This is a genomic window from Anaerococcus porci (assembly GCF_009696575.1).
In the GTDB taxonomy this organism is placed as follows: domain Bacteria; phylum Bacillota; class Clostridia; order Tissierellales; family Peptoniphilaceae; genus Anaerococcus; species Anaerococcus porci.
On the sequence record NZ_VULQ01000009.1, the window covers coordinates 81,062 to 95,347 of the forward strand.

At 29.4% G+C, this 14,286-nt stretch carries 18 protein-coding genes; 2 read left to right on the forward strand and 16 right to left on the reverse strand.

The window, feature by feature from the left end:
• Positions 1 to 160: 160 nt before the first annotated feature.
• Positions 161 to 946, forward strand: coding sequence for an SDR family NAD(P)-dependent oxidoreductase (locus FYJ26_RS07905; RefSeq protein WP_154541301.1), 786 nt, complete (start codon positions 161 to 163; stop codon positions 944 to 946).
• Between the two features lie 45 nt (positions 947 to 991).
• Here the strand turns inward: FYJ26_RS07905 and FYJ26_RS07910 are convergent, their stop codons facing one another.
• The 15 genes from FYJ26_RS07910 to FYJ26_RS07980 form a co-directional block, all read right to left on the reverse strand.
• The gene (locus FYJ26_RS07910; protein WP_154541303.1) at positions 992 to 1,276 is read right to left on the reverse strand and encodes a DUF6506 family protein; all 285 of its coding nucleotides are present in this window, start codon (positions 1,274 to 1,276) and stop codon (positions 992 to 994) included.
• A 247-nt stretch (positions 1,277 to 1,523) separates the two neighbouring features.
• Positions 1,524 to 2,015 (reverse strand): MarR family winged helix-turn-helix transcriptional regulator, encoded by a 492-nt coding sequence (locus tag FYJ26_RS07915; protein WP_154541305.1) that lies wholly within the window; start codon positions 2,013 to 2,015, stop codon positions 1,524 to 1,526.
• Positions 2,016 to 2,023: 8 nt separating this feature from the next.
• Positions 2,024 to 2,443: a 3-hydroxyacyl-ACP dehydratase FabZ gene (gene fabZ / locus FYJ26_RS07920; RefSeq protein WP_154541307.1), complete on the reverse strand. Its 420-nt coding sequence runs from the start codon at positions 2,441 to 2,443 to the stop codon at positions 2,024 to 2,026.
• Between the two features lies 1 nt (position 2,444).
• Positions 2,445 to 3,662 (reverse strand): beta-ketoacyl-ACP synthase II, encoded by a 1,218-nt coding sequence (fabF, locus tag FYJ26_RS07925; RefSeq protein WP_154541309.1) that lies wholly within the window; start codon positions 3,660 to 3,662, stop codon positions 2,445 to 2,447.
• The gene (gene fabG, locus FYJ26_RS07930; protein ID WP_154541311.1) at positions 3,659 to 4,387 is read right to left on the reverse strand and encodes a 3-oxoacyl-[acyl-carrier-protein] reductase; all 729 of its coding nucleotides are present in this window, start codon (positions 4,385 to 4,387) and stop codon (positions 3,659 to 3,661) included. Before fabG ends, fabF begins: the two co-directional genes overlap by 4 nt.
• Before the next feature lie 2 nt (positions 4,388 to 4,389).
• Positions 4,390 to 5,280, reverse strand: a complete 891-nt coding sequence (locus FYJ26_RS07935; protein WP_154541313.1) for an ACP S-malonyltransferase — start codon at positions 5,278 to 5,280, stop codon at positions 4,390 to 4,392.
• Positions 5,277 to 6,299, reverse strand: a complete 1,023-nt coding sequence (locus tag FYJ26_RS07940) for an NAD(P)H-dependent flavin oxidoreductase (RefSeq protein WP_154541315.1) — start codon at positions 6,297 to 6,299, stop codon at positions 5,277 to 5,279. The genes FYJ26_RS07935 and FYJ26_RS07940 overlap by 4 nt, the downstream gene beginning before the upstream one ends.
• On the reverse strand, positions 6,277 to 7,206 hold the full coding sequence (locus tag FYJ26_RS07945) for an NAD(P)H-dependent flavin oxidoreductase (protein WP_154541317.1): 930 nt from the start codon (positions 7,204 to 7,206) through the stop codon (positions 6,277 to 6,279). Before FYJ26_RS07945 ends, FYJ26_RS07940 begins: the two co-directional genes overlap by 23 nt.
• Position 7,207: 1 nt before the next feature.
• Positions 7,208 to 8,101 (reverse strand): 3-oxoacyl-ACP synthase III family protein, encoded by an 894-nt coding sequence (locus tag FYJ26_RS07950; RefSeq protein WP_154541319.1) that lies wholly within the window; start codon positions 8,099 to 8,101, stop codon positions 7,208 to 7,210.
• Complete coding sequence (locus tag FYJ26_RS07955; RefSeq protein ID WP_154541321.1) at positions 8,092 to 8,868, reverse strand: acetyl-CoA carboxylase carboxyltransferase subunit alpha; 777 nt, start codon at positions 8,866 to 8,868, stop codon at positions 8,092 to 8,094. The genes FYJ26_RS07950 and FYJ26_RS07955 overlap by 10 nt, the downstream gene beginning before the upstream one ends.
• A complete protein-coding gene (locus FYJ26_RS07960; RefSeq protein ID WP_154541323.1) occupies positions 8,855 to 9,715 on the reverse strand; it encodes an acetyl-CoA carboxylase carboxyltransferase subunit beta in 861 nt (286 codons plus the stop codon). Before FYJ26_RS07960 ends, FYJ26_RS07955 begins: the two co-directional genes overlap by 14 nt.
• Positions 9,696 to 11,084, reverse strand: coding sequence for an acetyl-CoA carboxylase biotin carboxylase subunit (locus FYJ26_RS07965; RefSeq protein ID WP_154541325.1), 1,389 nt, complete (start codon positions 11,082 to 11,084; stop codon positions 9,696 to 9,698). Before FYJ26_RS07965 ends, FYJ26_RS07960 begins: the two co-directional genes overlap by 20 nt.
• The gene (gene accB / locus FYJ26_RS07970) at positions 11,081 to 11,551 is read right to left on the reverse strand and encodes an acetyl-CoA carboxylase biotin carboxyl carrier protein (protein ID WP_154541327.1); all 471 of its coding nucleotides are present in this window, start codon (positions 11,549 to 11,551) and stop codon (positions 11,081 to 11,083) included. The genes FYJ26_RS07965 and accB overlap by 4 nt, the downstream gene beginning before the upstream one ends.
• A gap of 1 nt (position 11,552) precedes the next feature.
• The gene (gene acpP / locus FYJ26_RS07975) at positions 11,553 to 11,774 is read right to left on the reverse strand and encodes an acyl carrier protein (RefSeq protein WP_154541329.1); all 222 of its coding nucleotides are present in this window, start codon (positions 11,772 to 11,774) and stop codon (positions 11,553 to 11,555) included.
• A gap of 315 nt (positions 11,775 to 12,089) precedes the next feature.
• Positions 12,090 to 13,016, reverse strand: a complete 927-nt coding sequence (locus tag FYJ26_RS07980; protein WP_154541331.1) for a biotin--[acetyl-CoA-carboxylase] ligase — start codon at positions 13,014 to 13,016, stop codon at positions 12,090 to 12,092.
• Between the two features lie 317 nt (positions 13,017 to 13,333).
• Between FYJ26_RS07980 and FYJ26_RS07985 the strand changes: the two genes are divergently transcribed.
• Positions 13,334 to 13,879, forward strand: coding sequence for a biotin transporter BioY (locus FYJ26_RS07985; RefSeq protein WP_154541333.1), 546 nt, complete (start codon positions 13,334 to 13,336; stop codon positions 13,877 to 13,879).
• A gap of 156 nt (positions 13,880 to 14,035) precedes the next feature.
• Here FYJ26_RS07985 and FYJ26_RS07990 read toward each other — a convergent pair.
• On the reverse strand, positions 14,036 to 14,286 hold a 251-nt coding region (locus tag FYJ26_RS07990), incomplete at its 5' end, for a transposase (protein ID WP_195837853.1).

The following is a 14,286-nucleotide window of genomic DNA, read 5'->3' on the forward strand; positions in this document are numbered from 1 at the left end:
AATATAATATTATCATAAAAGGAATAAAACAACAATTGAAATTTAAATAATTTAAAAGCCTATTCTTTTTTTTGATTTATCAAAGTAAAGAATATTATTAGAAATTATCTTTTAGAGTAAAATATAAATGTAAGCTTATTAAATTAAAGAAAGGATAATTATGGATTTAAATTTAAAAGATAAGGTAGTACTCATAACAGGATCAACAGGTGGAATAGGTAGGGCTATAACAAAGGCTTTTTATAAAGAAGGTGCAAAACTTGCCCTTACATCTACTAGAAAAGAAAAGGTAGATAAACTAATAGAAGAATTGGGAAATCCACCAGAAGATAAGGTTCGTGGTTATGTATTAGATATAACAAATGAAGAAGAAGTAAAAAGGGTAACAGATCAAGTAGTTAAAGATTTTGGCACTCTTTATTCCCTAGTATCAAATGCTGGAAACAATGGAGACTACCAAGAGATAAAAGATTCAACAAAAGAAAATTATGACAAAGTATTTTCTATAAATGTGTATGGTGTTTTATATTCTATGAAATATGCCATTCCTTATATGTTAGAAAATAAAAAAGGTTCTGTTGTAGTTCTTGGATCAGAAGGATCTTACGTAGGAAGTCCAGGAATGGGAGCCTATGTAGCAAGCAAGCACGCAGTAGCAGCCCTTGTTAAGACCTTAGCTACAGAAGTAGGCGGAAGTGGAATTCATGCAAATTATATCGCACCATCTGCAGTAGACACTGATATGATGAGAAGAATAGAGAAAAATACATTTGGTGATAGTAAAACTCCAGAAGAAGCTGAAAGATTCTTTGCAGAAGCATCATATGATAAAAGATATGCAAAGCCAGAAGAAGTAGCAAATGCAGCCTTATATCTAGCAAGTGAAGTATCAGCACATATGATGGGATGGGGTCTTAGACTTGATGGCGGAAAACATATATTATAAATATAATAAAGAAGGTGCCTCTTGGCACTTTTTACATATTTCTATTTACCCAAATAACTTCTTAAACATATCATCTTGTTCCTTAAAATGAGATACAAACCCTATAGGGATTTCATTATTAGTAGCCTTAATAATCTCTTTTGCTCCTCTTTCTTCAAATGCCCCACAAAGCTCAATTACATCAATATCTTCTTTTTTTAATTTAATGGCTATATCTTTTGCCATCTCTAAATTTCTTACTCCAATAATTTGTGCATTATTATTTTTTCCTATACACTTTCTATCAACAATTGGATCAAAAGGACCCATAATGATATATGCAAATTTCATAAACTCTCCTTATAAATTTTAAAAATCATCTACTCTTATTAATATTTTTATAAATACTATATTAGCTTTTAAATTCTAATCTAATATTTTATATATAAGCTGGAAAATCCTTTAAAATAGTTTTAAAAGTATATTTTTTAATAAAAAAGAGCCTTTAGGATTACTTTAAAATCTTAAAAACTCTTGATTATAACATTTTTAAAAACCTATTTTATTTTTCAAATTATTAAGACTCAGTAGTAGAATCTTATGATTCTTTTCCATTAGAATCTTCATTTTTCCTAGAATTTATAAATTTAGTTACTTCCGGCATAAGTTCATCACTCATAATTTCAAGAATTTTTTCCATGGTTTCTATGTCTTTTTTATCAACTCTTTTTCTCAGTCTATCTAAGACCAACTCTATATAAGAATTTTTCATATTATAATACTCATAAAATTTTTCTGTACATTCTAGATAATATTCTCTTCTGTCTTCTTCGGATTGAATTTTTTTAAGATAGCCCTTTTTTATTAAAGCAGATATTTTATAAGCAATATTTGGATGAGAGCATTCAAGAAATTCAGTAACATCACTTACCCTTGGTCTATTTAGTGCATGTATAACTTCAATGGTAAAAGTTTCAGTTGCTGTCAATGTTGCCTCCCTATCCTGTAAGTTGGCAAACATATTTTTATATAAATTCAACTTAAATTTTTCATATACTTCATCAAATATTTTTTCCAAATTATTATACATTTTTCCTCCTATTTCAAAGCAAAGGATATTTCACAAGTCATTACAATTTCCCCATCTCTTATAATATTACCCTTTCCAATACCGAGATTTTTTACTATTTTCATCATCTCACAAGTTATTTCCAAATAATCTCCTGGTTTTACTGGCTTATAAAATCGTGCATTTTTTATTCCACCAAGCAAAGCAAGCCTTTTAGGATTTTCTCTTAAAAGTGCTACTGCTCCAACTTGAGCAACTGCTTCTATTTGAAGAACCCCAGGCATTATGGCCTCCTGTTGGAAATGTCCTTGAAAATAATATTCTCCACCAGATACTGATTTAATTCCCTTTGCATATTTATTATTGTCTATTTCAACAATCTTGTCAATCATTATAAAAGGATAAGAATGTGGTAAGATTTCTTTTAATTGATCAAAATTTATTTCCATATTAATACCTCTTAAAAATTAGGGCTGCATTATGTCCCCCAAATCCAAGTGAGTTTTTGAGAAAATAATTTATAGGATATTCTTCTGCTTCTAAAGCAAAGTTAAGATCACATTCTAAATCTCTATTTTTAAAATTTATTAATGGGGGTAAAAATCCTTCATTCATTGCTAAAATCGAAAGTATTGATTCAACAGCACCAGAACCACCTAGTAGATGTCCCATTTGAGATTTTGATGAAGATACTTTAATTTTTCTATCTCCAAATATATTTTTTATTGCAAGAGTTTCAAGTTTATCATTTAAAAATGTTGAAGTTCCGTGGGCATTTATATAATCTATTTCATCTGCACTTATTCCCGCATCTTTTATAGCATCTGCAATTGCTTTTGTTGCAAACTTTGCATCAGGTGATGGTGATGTTATGTGATAAGCATCACAATTTACTCCATAACCAACTAATTCTGCAATTATATTTGCTCCTCTTTTTAAAGCTGAATCCAAACTTTCTAAAACCAAAACACCAGCACCCTCTCCCATTACAAATCCGTTCCTATCCTTATCAAAAGGAATTGATGCCCTATTTTTATCCTTAGAAGTGCTAAGAGCTTTCATAGATGTAAATCCACCAATGCCAAGTTCGGTAATCGATGCCTCACTTCCTCCGGCAAAGATAATTTCTTCGTAACCATCTTTTATTGCCCTATAAGCTTCCCCTATTGCATTTGTAGATGATGCACAAGCAGTTACCATAGATATACAAGAACCATGTGCTCCTAGTTCTATTGCAACATTTGCACCTACTGAATTTATTATTGCCTTTGGGATAAAGTAAGGACTTAACTTATCAAATCCCCTATTCATTCCCCTTACATAATCTTCCTCAATAGTTCTTATTCCACCAATCCCTGAACTTATATAAACTCCAACTCTTTTATTTTCTATTTCTTCTTTTGAAAGTTTTGAATCTTTCATAGCATTTTTTGCAGCTAAGATGGCATATTGATTTACCTTATCCAATCTATTTATTTCTTTTCTTGAAAATTCTTTATCTTCTTTATAATTTTTAAGTTCAGCTGCAAGAGTAACTTCTCTATTTTCTATTGGATAACGCGTGATTTCGTCAATAGCACATCTTCCATCACTCATAGATTTTATAAGTTCTTCTTTCGTTGAACCTATTGGTGTTAAAGCACCAAAACCTGTAACTACAACTCTCATATATTCATTCCTCCATCAACTGAAATAACTTGACCAGTTATGTATGACGAGTCTTTTCCTGATAAAAAATAAACTAATCCAGCTACATCTTCAGCTTTCCCATATCTTTTTAAGGGAATATCTCTTAAAATTTCTTCCTTAACTGCATCATTTAAATTATTTGTCATTTCTGTATCTATAAAACCAGGTGCTACTGCATTTACCAAAATATTTTTTGTAGCAAGTTCTTTGGCAAGTGACTTAGTAAAACCAATGATTCCAGCTTTTGAGGCACTGTAATTTGTTTGTCCAACATTGCCTCTAATTCCACTTATAGAGGCAATATTTATTATTCTCCCGCTTTTTTTCTTCATCATTGTCCTTGCAAATAATTTGGAGAGATAAAAAACCGAATATAAATTTGTTTCTATTACTTTTACAAAGTCCTCTTCTTTCATTCTAAAAATTACATTATCCAAAGTCATACCTGCATTATTTACTAGTACTTCTACATCAAGATTTTCTTCTTTACATATATTAAAAACTTTCTGACAATCTTCAAAATTAGATAGGTCTGCACTTATACAAATAACTTCTGTATCTAATTCTTTTTTTAATTTATCTATCTTATCTTTCTTACTTCTTGTATGGAGGATTAAATTATAATCACTTGCAAGCTTTCTTGCAATAGCACTTCCAATACCCCCACTAGCCCCTGTTATTAGAGCATATTTTTTATTATTCATCATTACCCCTTAATTATTTCTTCTTCGTTTTTTAGAGAAATCACTTGAACTTCTTTGAAGTTTTTTCTAATTATATTAGAAATCACACTACCCGGACCGATTTCTACAATCTTATCCACTCCAGAATCTATCATATTTTTTATATCATCAAAAAGTCTCACAGGATTATATATATGTTTTGATAAAACAATTCTTAAATCTTCTTCACTATATTTTTTCCCTGTTAGATTTAAATAATAATCTATCTTAGGTTTTTCAAATTTTATTTCTTTTAACTTTTCAAAATATTTTTTTCCAGCATTTTCCATAAAGCTTGTGTGAAAGGCACCACTTACTTTCATTTCAATGGCTCGTATTTTTCTTTCAGTCATGTATTCTTTAAAAAAGTCTATTTTTTTTGTATCTCCAGCAACTACAACTTGCTTTGGACTATTTATATTTGAAATATGGATTTCATCAGGATAAGAAAAATTAATAATAAGATTTTTAACTTCATCTTCATTTTTATTCAAAATTGCAAGCATCTTAGTATCATATTTTTGACTTTCATCTTGCATAAGACTTCCTCTTATTTTGACAAGAGAAAGTGCATCTTTATATGGCAAAGAACCCGCCAATACTAGACTTGCATATTCTCCAAGACTTAAGCCGCAAGTTGCAGCTATATTCTCATTCTTTTTTAAAAATTCTAGTGCAGATATTTGAAATGCAAGCATTATAGGTTGAAGATTTTCAGTCCTTGATAATTCTTCTAGATCTCCATTTAAAATAATCTTTTTATACTCAGAAATTTCTTCATATATATATTTGGTTTTTGAATGATTTAAAAAAACTTTTCCCATATTTTCATATTGAGAACCTTGCCCTCCAAAAACCACCCCTATTTTAGTCATTTTTCCTCCAGTAACCAGTCTATATAATCATCTACAGACCTAACTTTTTCAATATTTTCTATATCAGTTCCTGCAAAAAATAATCCATTATCTATATCCCCTTTTACAGCATTTATAAGAGCCTCGCTTATACAATAATTTGTATCTTTTCTTTTGCAAGTTTTAATACATGAAATACAACGCTTAGGTGGAATTTTTTCTGATTTCATTCTTTTAACAAGTTTGTTTTCTATACCTCTTGCAAGTAGTCCAACAGGACTTTCTAATATAACATTTTTAAGATTTCCATTATTTATTTCTTTTAGAAGTTTTTCTTTTGTAGATTTTGGCATACCTGATTCTTCTGTAAACAAAAATCCTGTTCCTATTTGAACTCCACTAGCTCCCATTTTTAAAGCTTTTTTCATAGCTTGTGGACTACCAAAGCCTCCTCCAACAAAGACTGGAATTTCTTCACTTAATTTAATAATTTTTTTCAACTCATCTAGAATATTTATTTTCAAATCCTCTCTTTTAAATCCAAGATGACCACCAGCTTTAGGTCCTTCCAAAATTATTAAATCAGGTTTTCTTTTGTACTTCACCCACTTCTTCATAATAATCTTTAATGCTCTTTCTGATGATACAATAGGGCCTATTATTTTTTCTTCTGAAATATATTTTGGCAATTCAAGGGGGAGTCCTGCTCCTACAACTACACCATCAACATCTGTACTATTTAAAAACTCTAAATATTCATTAAATCTTTCTACAACATGCATTAAATTTGTCAGTATGAGACCTCTACCATTCGACTTTTCCCTTGCAAATTTTAAATCTTCTATAAAGGCTCTCTTATTTGCCTCAAATGGATTTTTCATAAAATCTTCCTGTGCATAACCAGGATTTACCATTGATAAAGTGCCTATCCCAGCTCTATTTGCTACTGCTGCTACTAAGCTTTTATTTGACATACCAATTGCCATAGCTCCTTGAATAATTGGTATATTTATATATTTATTTTTTATTTTTATATTCATCTTTTATTTCTCGGTATTCACTCATTAATTTTTCAATATATTCTTTTACAGATATCACCGAATTAAAGGAGCCAATAGATAAGCCAGTCATTACAGATCCATTTTCTACATCCCCTTCAACAACAGCTTTCCTAAGTCTACCAATGGTGAAATTTTCAAGTTCTAAAAGAGAATTATTTCTTTCAAGCCTTTGATATTCTCTTGTCATCTTATTTTTTAAGACTCGCATAGGTATTCCATTTATATTCCCAATTACAGTTACTTTTGATGAATTAGATTTTAATAATTTGTTTTTATAATTTTCATGAATTGGACATTCCTTAGTAAATAAAAATCCTGTACCGATTTGTACTCCACTTGCTCCTAAAACTTCTGCTGCAAAAATTTCTCGTCCAGAGGCTATACCTCCTGCTGCTATAACTGGTCTTTTAGTCTGTGCTATAGCTTGAGGAATAAGGGTCATAGTTGTCATTTGTCCAATATGCCCTCCAGCTTCCAAGCCTTCTGCTATAAATGCAAAGGGTTCAAGAGCCTCATATCTTTTTATTTGAATTGGTGATGATATTAGCTGTAGAACCTTAATTTTTTTATTTTCGAAATCATCAGCATACTTTTCATAACTTCCTGCTCCAACTGTTATTATATTTACATCTTCTTCTAAAACAACTTTAACTAGCTTATCAATGTCTGGTCTAAGCATCATCAAATTAACCCCAAAAGGCTTGTCTGTTATTTTTCTCAATGCTCTTATATTTTCTCTTAGAGAATTGCTATCCATTCCTCCAGAACCAATAATACCTAAACCACCAGCACTTGAAACTGCTCCAGCAAATTCTCCATTTGCAATATGTGCCATTCCACCTTGTATAATCGGATACTTTATATCAAGTAATTTTTTTAAATCCATTTCACCACTCCATCAAAACACTTACAACAGAAAGACCTGCACCGAAACCAGAAAAGATTATTTTTTCGCCTTCTTTAATAGAAGCAAAGTTTTCTGCAAGAACAAGAGGAATAGATGCAGCAGACGTATTTCCATATTTTTGTAAATTTGATAGACAATTGCTTTTTTCCATTCCGATTTTTTCTACAACATGATTGATTATTCTCTTATTTGCTTGATGTAAAATCATCTTATCTATATCTTTTCCTGTAAATTTATTTTTATCTAAAAGTCTTTTTATAGAATTTAAAACTTCTTCAATTGCAAACCTATAAACTTTTTTCCCATCCATAGTGATTTTAGAGTTTTCACCTAAATTCAAAGAATTTTCATTTGGAAAAGATGCTACGTCAGCCTCCCATAGCTTATTATTTTTTTCTACCAAAACTCCTCCTGCTCCATCTCCAAAAAGTATGGCTGTCTTTCTATCTTCCATATCCATAAAGTCAGAAATCTTTTCACTTGCAAAGATATAAGCTCTTCTTCCCTCTAAAAGGTATGACTCTGCCATAAGTAAAGCTGCAACGAATCCACTGCAAGCAAGATTTATATCTAAACAAAGACAGTGGGGATTATTCTTAAGCTCTTCTCTTACTAGGTTAGAAATTGATGGCATTCTTCTTTTAGAAGAAAAAGATGCACAAATTATTAAGTCTAGATTTTCCATATTATTTTTAAATTTCTTGACTAAATTTAATGCCATTTCATCAACTCCATAATCTGAAAATTGTCTAGTAAATATCCCCGTCCTTTTTTCAATCCACTCTGAACTTGTGTCTAGATTATTTTCGAAATAATCATTTTCTACAAATTTTTCTATATCAAACTTATGAGCTTCTATAAATTCTAAACCCACTTAACACCTATCTTTCTAAATTTATCATGCCTATCTCTAACAATTTCATTTGAGGAAAATTTTGAATAATACCTTAAATCCCCCAAAATAATTTTCTTTAAATCTGAAATTGAGATTTTATTCCTATCTTCCTTTACAATCCCATCAATAATTCCATCTTCAAGTAAATCATGTGAAGTTAATCGCATTAGTTGAGCAGATTCTCTCGCCTTTGACTTACTTTTATATAAAATTGAGGAAAATCCTTCAGGTGAAAGAATTGAAAAAACAGCTCCATCCCCCATATAAATTTTATTTGCAAGAGCAAGAGCTAATGCACCTCCTGAACCACCCTCACCGATTATAAATGCAAAACTAGGAACTTTTAAGCCAGCCATAGTAATAAGACAATCAGCAATAAGTTGATGCTGTCCCTTTTCCTCTGCTCTAACACCTGGATAGGCACCTGGTGTATCAATAAAATTAACTACTGGCCTTTTGAATTTTTCAGCTGCTTTCATTAACCTTATGGCCTTTCTATATGCATGAGGTTCAGGCATTCCAAAATTTGTTTGTATAGCCTCCTCCATACTCTTACCTTTTTGTATACCTATAAAGGTCATTGTATAATTTTCAAGCTCTCCTACTCCACCAATTATTGAGTGTGTATCTCCAAAAGCCCTATCTCCTTTTATATAATAATAATCATCGAATAAATCTTCTATAACCTCCTTAGATACACTTCTATCTTTAGACCTAGCATTTATAACTCTTTCATAAGCGTCCATATTTACTCCTATGCATCCTTAAAATTTTTCCGATTATTTCTCTTTGATTTTTTCTCTCAATAATCATGTCTAAGAATCCGAAATTTTCAAGATTTTCTGCTTTTTGAAAATTATCTGGTATCTTTTCACGAAGTGTTTCCTTTATTACTCTTGGACCAGCAAATCCTATTAAGGCACCAGGCTCTCCAATGTTATAATCTCCTTGAGCTGCAAAGCTTGCACTAACTCCTCCCATAGTAGGATTAGTTAGAAGACTTATGTAAAGTCCACCTTTTTCTCCAAAAGAATAAAGTGCTGAACTAATCTTTGCCATTTGCATTAAAGAAAAAATCCCCTCTTGCATTCTAGCTCCTCCACTTAAAGAAATAATTACAATAGGTAGTTGCTTTTTCTCTGCTTCTTCTATCATTTTTGTTATTTCTTCTCCAACATAAGTGCCAAGACTGCCTAACATATATGTATTAATAAGTGAAGCCACTAAAACTGAATTTCCCAAAATTTTACCTCTTGCAATTTTTACAGCTTCGGTTTTTTCATCCTCTTTCTTATTTCTATAATTTGGAAAATTTATAGGGTTGGTTTTTTTTGAATTATAATCAATTACCCTATATCCCTTATCTAGGAGCATATCAAATCTGTCTATACCAGTTAAGGGAAAATATGAAGAACATTGTGAGCAAATAAATAAATTTTTTTTCAAGTCTTCTAAATGATTTGCCTTCCCACATTTTTTACAAACAAATATTTTTTCATTGTTTTTTTTTGTTGAAAAATCCTTGGCAAGCTTGCTAAGTTTTTTTATTGTGTATAATAAAGTCTTTCTATTTTTAAGATCTTTCTTGGACAATTTTAGCTACCTCTTTCATTTTATTTATTAAGACTTCTTCCTTATCTTTAATATAATTTGTATGGATTCTGCCTTTTAAAAAATCTACATCAAATAAAAGTGTATACATAAACCCTAGATTTGTCTCTATTCCCTCAATCATAGTTTCTTCTATAGCTCTCCTAAGTTTTTTTATTGAGTTTAACCTTTTATTATCCTTTACTATTATTTTTCCAATCATAGAATCATAGTAGATAGGAATATCAAATCCTTTATAGATAGCTGATTCAAACCTTGTACCCATTCCTCCAGGTGTAAATAAAAAATTTATTTTTCCACTTGATGGCATAAAGTTATTTAATGGGTCAACTGAATTTATCCTAACCTCAATTGAATGTCCAAAACACTTTACATCTTCTTGATTTATTGAAAGACCAATACCTGAAGCAATTTTAAATTGTTCCTTAATAATATCAATTCCAGTAATCATTTCTGTTACTGCATGCTCGACTTGAAGTCTTGTATTCATCTCGCAAAAATAAAAATTCTCATCATTATCAACTAGAAATTCAATAGTTCCTGCACCAGTGTATTTAGTAACTTTCACACACTCTAGGCTTGCTTTATAAAGCTTTGCTCTTAATTGATTAGATATAAAATCACAAGGGGCTTCTTCTAAAAGTTTTTGATTATTTCTTTGCAAACTACATTCTCTTTCAAACAAATGTATAGCTTTATCTCCATCTGATAAAATTTGTACTTCAATATGCCTTGGTTGCTCAATAAGTTTTTCGATAAATATTTTTTCATCACCAAAAGAAGCTTTTGCTTCAGCCTTAGCTAAATTAATAGCATGAAAAATTTCCTCAGCAGAATCAACTCTTCTCATTCCCTTTCCTCCACCACCACTTCTGGCTTTTAGGAGTATAGGATAGCCAATTTCTTCACAAATTTTTAATATTTCTTCCTCACTTTGCTTATTAAGTGGAATTCCCTTTGCAACAGGAACTCCAATCTTTTCCATAAGTTTTTTGGCTTGAATTTTATCACTCATTAATTCTATTACATCTGGACTTGGACCTATAAAAATAATCCCTTCATCCCTGACCATTTTAGCAAATTCATGAGATTCTGATAAAAACCCATATCCCGGATGAATTGCATCACAATTCTTTTCTTTTGCACAAGATATAATCGCATCCATATTTAAATAAGTATCCTTAGAAAACTTATCTCCTATACAAACTGCTTCATCAGCTAAATAAATATAAGATTGATTTGCATCGGCTTTTGAATAAATAACTAAACTTTCAATACCTAACTCTCTAGCACTTCTTAAAATGGATAATGCACACTCACCACGATTTGCAATCAAAACTTTCTTGATCATAATTGCTCCAATTTAAAAATTTCAGCATCATATTCAACAAAGTCTTCATTGGATACAAGACAATCAACAATCCTACAATCATAAGGAGCTTTTATTTCATTCATCATCTTCATTGCCTCAATAATACATAAGGTGCTTCCTTTTTTTACCTTATCCCCTATTTTTACAAAGGGATCTGCCTCTGGACTTTTAGAAGAGTAAAAAACTCCAAGAACTGGAGCCTTCAAAATCTTTATATTTTTTTCTTCTTTTACTATTTCTTTCTTTTCTACTTTTGCATCATTGATTACCTTTTTAGCTTCAAAATTCTTGTTATTTTCTTTAACACTTTCTTGTAAGTTATTTTCAAAAAATGAATTTTTTCCAATTTTCAAAGAAAAATTATCCAATTTAAATTCAAGAACATCAAGTGATGAATCTTCCAAAGACTTAATAAGTTTTTCTGTAATTTCTAAATACTTTTCCATATTATTTATTCAAATAACATATTAGATCTTCTATAGTAGCTATTTTTTCAAATGCATCATCAGGAATTTCCTTTCCTGTTTCTTCTTCTATCGCCATTGTTAATTCAACTGCATCTAGAGAATCTAGACCTAGATCATCTTTTAGATTTGATTCCATCTTAATTTCTTCCTTGTCAATTCCAAAGTTACTAGCAATTATATTTTTTAAATTTTCTAAATTCATTTTATTCCTCCAATTAGTTAAAAATTTTTACTTAATCATTTTATAGTATTAATTCTCTTTTGTCAATTATTTAAGTTTTTTTATATAATTTTTTTTATTCTTTTTCTAAGTTAATTATAACTATTTGAAATTTTCAATTAATATCCTAAATTTATAGATGATTAATAAAAAAGGATATATGCATCGACTTATTATCGATTACATATATCCTAATAAAAAGATTAATATTCCAATTTATTATAGATTTTTTAATTTATTAGTAAAACTTTATTTTTAATTGCCTTAAAGATGAAAGTAATATTTTATTTATCAAAATCATAATTTTATAGACACATCTCCATAGCTTAATTTTCTGATTTTTTCATTTTCTAATATTACAAGCGATCCATTTTCATCAATATCCAATGCAAGTCCCTCTTTGATTGAACCATCAATACTATAATATATTTTCTTATTTAAAACAATTAAATAGCTCTTATACTCATCTATTATTATCCCTCTTTCTATTTTAAATATATCCGATAGTTCATTTAAAATCTTTGCTACTATTAAATTTTTATCTATTCCATCTCCAATTACACCAGCAACACTTCTAACTTCTTTTGAAAATTTGCTTTGATCCGTACCTATGTTAATTCCAATTCCAACCACTATATCTGTAATATCACCGTACATATTTATGAGCGACTCTGTTAAAATTCCACAAACTTTTTTATTATCAATAAAAACATCATTTACCCATTTAACTCCTACTTCAAGACCTATATTTTTTAAAACTCTAACTACAGCTACTACAGCTCTAATTGTTAAAATATCTGCAAAAACAAGTTCATCTTTTTTAAGAAAAATAGAAAAATATAGTCCTCCAGGAGATTCAAATTTTCTACCACACCTTCCTTTCCCATCACTTTGTTTTGGTGCAACAAAGATAGAAAAATGATTTTTGCCATTTTTCTTTGCTTCATCGTTCGTAGAATCAATTTCTTTAAAGCAATTTATTTCAATTCCATGCAAATCTTTTTGCAAATTTTTCCTTATTTCTTCTGATAAAACTCTATTTTCATTTTTAATTCTATATCCTTTTTCACTATAATTAATAATGTATCCATCTTCTTTAATTAAATTTACTATTTCTTTAACTTTAGATATTGAAATATTTAATTTATCAGCAATTGTTTGCCCTGATATAAATGAGTTAGTATCATTTTTTATTAAAAAAAATACTTTTTCTTTAAGCTGCATTCTATAATCCTTTCACTATAATAATCAGTAGAGAGATATTTTAAATTTATGCTAGGATTATTACAATAGTCCTAATAATTTTTACTTTAATATACTATATATATTATTCTTATATTTATTAACTCATGCATTATTTATATAATATTTTACCAAATGGTCAAATAAAGCTCAATCAATAGATATTATCTATATTTAATAATATATACTTCCTGTCGATAATATCCTTGCTTATTTTAAAACTTTAGCATAGTAAAAATATTTATCTTTACTTTGACACTTTCCATAACATTGTATAATATATTTCTTGGAGGTTATAAATGAAATTTAAAACAAAAGACATAACAAAAATAGCACTTTTAGTAGCGCTTATAGCTGTAGGTGCTTTTATATCAATTCCTGTAGGTCCTGTTCCAATTACTCTACAAAGCTTTTTTATATTTATGACTGGACTTTTATTAACACCTTTTTACGCTGGACTCACAGTTTTTATCTATCTACTACTTGGATTGCTGGGATTTCCAATTTTTGCTGGATTTAGCGGGGGTATACAGTCATTTTTAAAACCAAGTTTTGGATTTTTAATTGCATTCGTTATTTGTGCAGTATTTATTTCTAAGTTTACTAAAGGAGAAAAAAGTTTTATAAAGATTGTATCAGCTCTTATCATTTCAGAAATTATTTTATATTTGATAGGACTTCCTTATATGTATTTTATTTTAAATAAAATAATGGGAACTACAATAAGTATATCAAAAGTATTTACAATTGGAATGATTCCTTTTATTGTTCCAGACTTAGTAAAAATTCTCTTAGCTGCAATCATAGTCCCAAGAATTTCAAAGATTATAAAAATAAATTCATAGCAAAAAATATAAAATTGAACTATATTCTTAATTTTTGGTCTGTAATAAAAAAGACATATTTAATCATTTACCTTACAATTAAATTAACCACAACTTAATAAGGGAGATTAAAGTCAAGTCCAAAATATTGTGTAAATTATCCTAGTCCAATATTTACTATTTCATTTTAATATACAATTTAGAAGATGTTATCCAATCCTCATTGATATCAATGAGGATTGCTCCTATTAGTCTAATAGCCGATTCTTGATTTGGAAATATTCTAATCACTTTTTCACATCTTCTAACTTCTTCGTTTAGTCTTTCTAAGCAATTGGTTGATTTAAGTCTACTATGAATTACTCCATTAGATAAATAGGAAAAAGCATCTTCAAAGCCTTCATCTAAGGTGTTTAAAGAGGTTTGAT

Coding starts and splice junctions, on each gene's coding strand:
- FYJ26_RS07905 (WP_154541301.1), top strand. CDS start 161: ATGGATTTAAATTTAAAAGATAAGGTAGTACTCATAACAGGATCAACA.
- FYJ26_RS07910 (WP_154541303.1), bottom strand. CDS start 1,276: ATGAAATTTGCATATATCATTATGGGTCCTTTTGATCCAATTGTTGAT.
- FYJ26_RS07915 (WP_154541305.1), bottom strand. CDS start 2,015: ATGTATAATAATTTGGAAAAAATATTTGATGAAGTATATGAAAAATTT.
- fabZ (WP_154541307.1), bottom strand. CDS start 2,443: ATGGAAATAAATTTTGATCAATTAAAAGAAATCTTACCACATTCTTAT.
- fabF (WP_154541309.1), bottom strand. CDS start 3,662: ATGAGAGTTGTAGTTACAGGTTTTGGTGCTTTAACACCAATAGGTTCA.
- fabG (WP_154541311.1), bottom strand. CDS start 4,387: ATGAATAATAAAAAATATGCTCTAATAACAGGGGCTAGTGGGGGTATT.
- FYJ26_RS07935 (WP_154541313.1), bottom strand. CDS start 5,280: ATGACTAAAATAGGGGTGGTTTTTGGAGGGCAAGGTTCTCAATATGAA.
- FYJ26_RS07940 (WP_154541315.1), bottom strand. CDS start 6,299: ATGAATATAAAAATAAAAAATAAATATATAAATATACCAATTATTCAA.
- FYJ26_RS07945 (WP_154541317.1), bottom strand. CDS start 7,206: ATGGATTTAAAAAAATTACTTGATATAAAGTATCCGATTATACAAGGT.
- FYJ26_RS07955 (WP_154541321.1), bottom strand. CDS start 8,868: ATGGACGCTTATGAAAGAGTTATAAATGCTAGGTCTAAAGATAGAAGT.
- FYJ26_RS07965 (WP_154541325.1), bottom strand. CDS start 11,084: ATGATCAAGAAAGTTTTGATTGCAAATCGTGGTGAGTGTGCATTATCC.
- accB (WP_154541327.1), bottom strand. CDS start 11,551: ATGGAAAAGTATTTAGAAATTACAGAAAAACTTATTAAGTCTTTGGAA.
- acpP (WP_154541329.1), bottom strand. CDS start 11,774: ATGAATTTAGAAAATTTAAAAAATATAATTGCTAGTAACTTTGGAATT.
- FYJ26_RS07980 (WP_154541331.1), bottom strand. CDS start 13,016: ATGCAGCTTAAAGAAAAAGTATTTTTTTTAATAAAAAATGATACTAAC.
- FYJ26_RS07985 (WP_154541333.1), top strand. CDS start 13,334: ATGAAATTTAAAACAAAAGACATAACAAAAATAGCACTTTTAGTAGCG.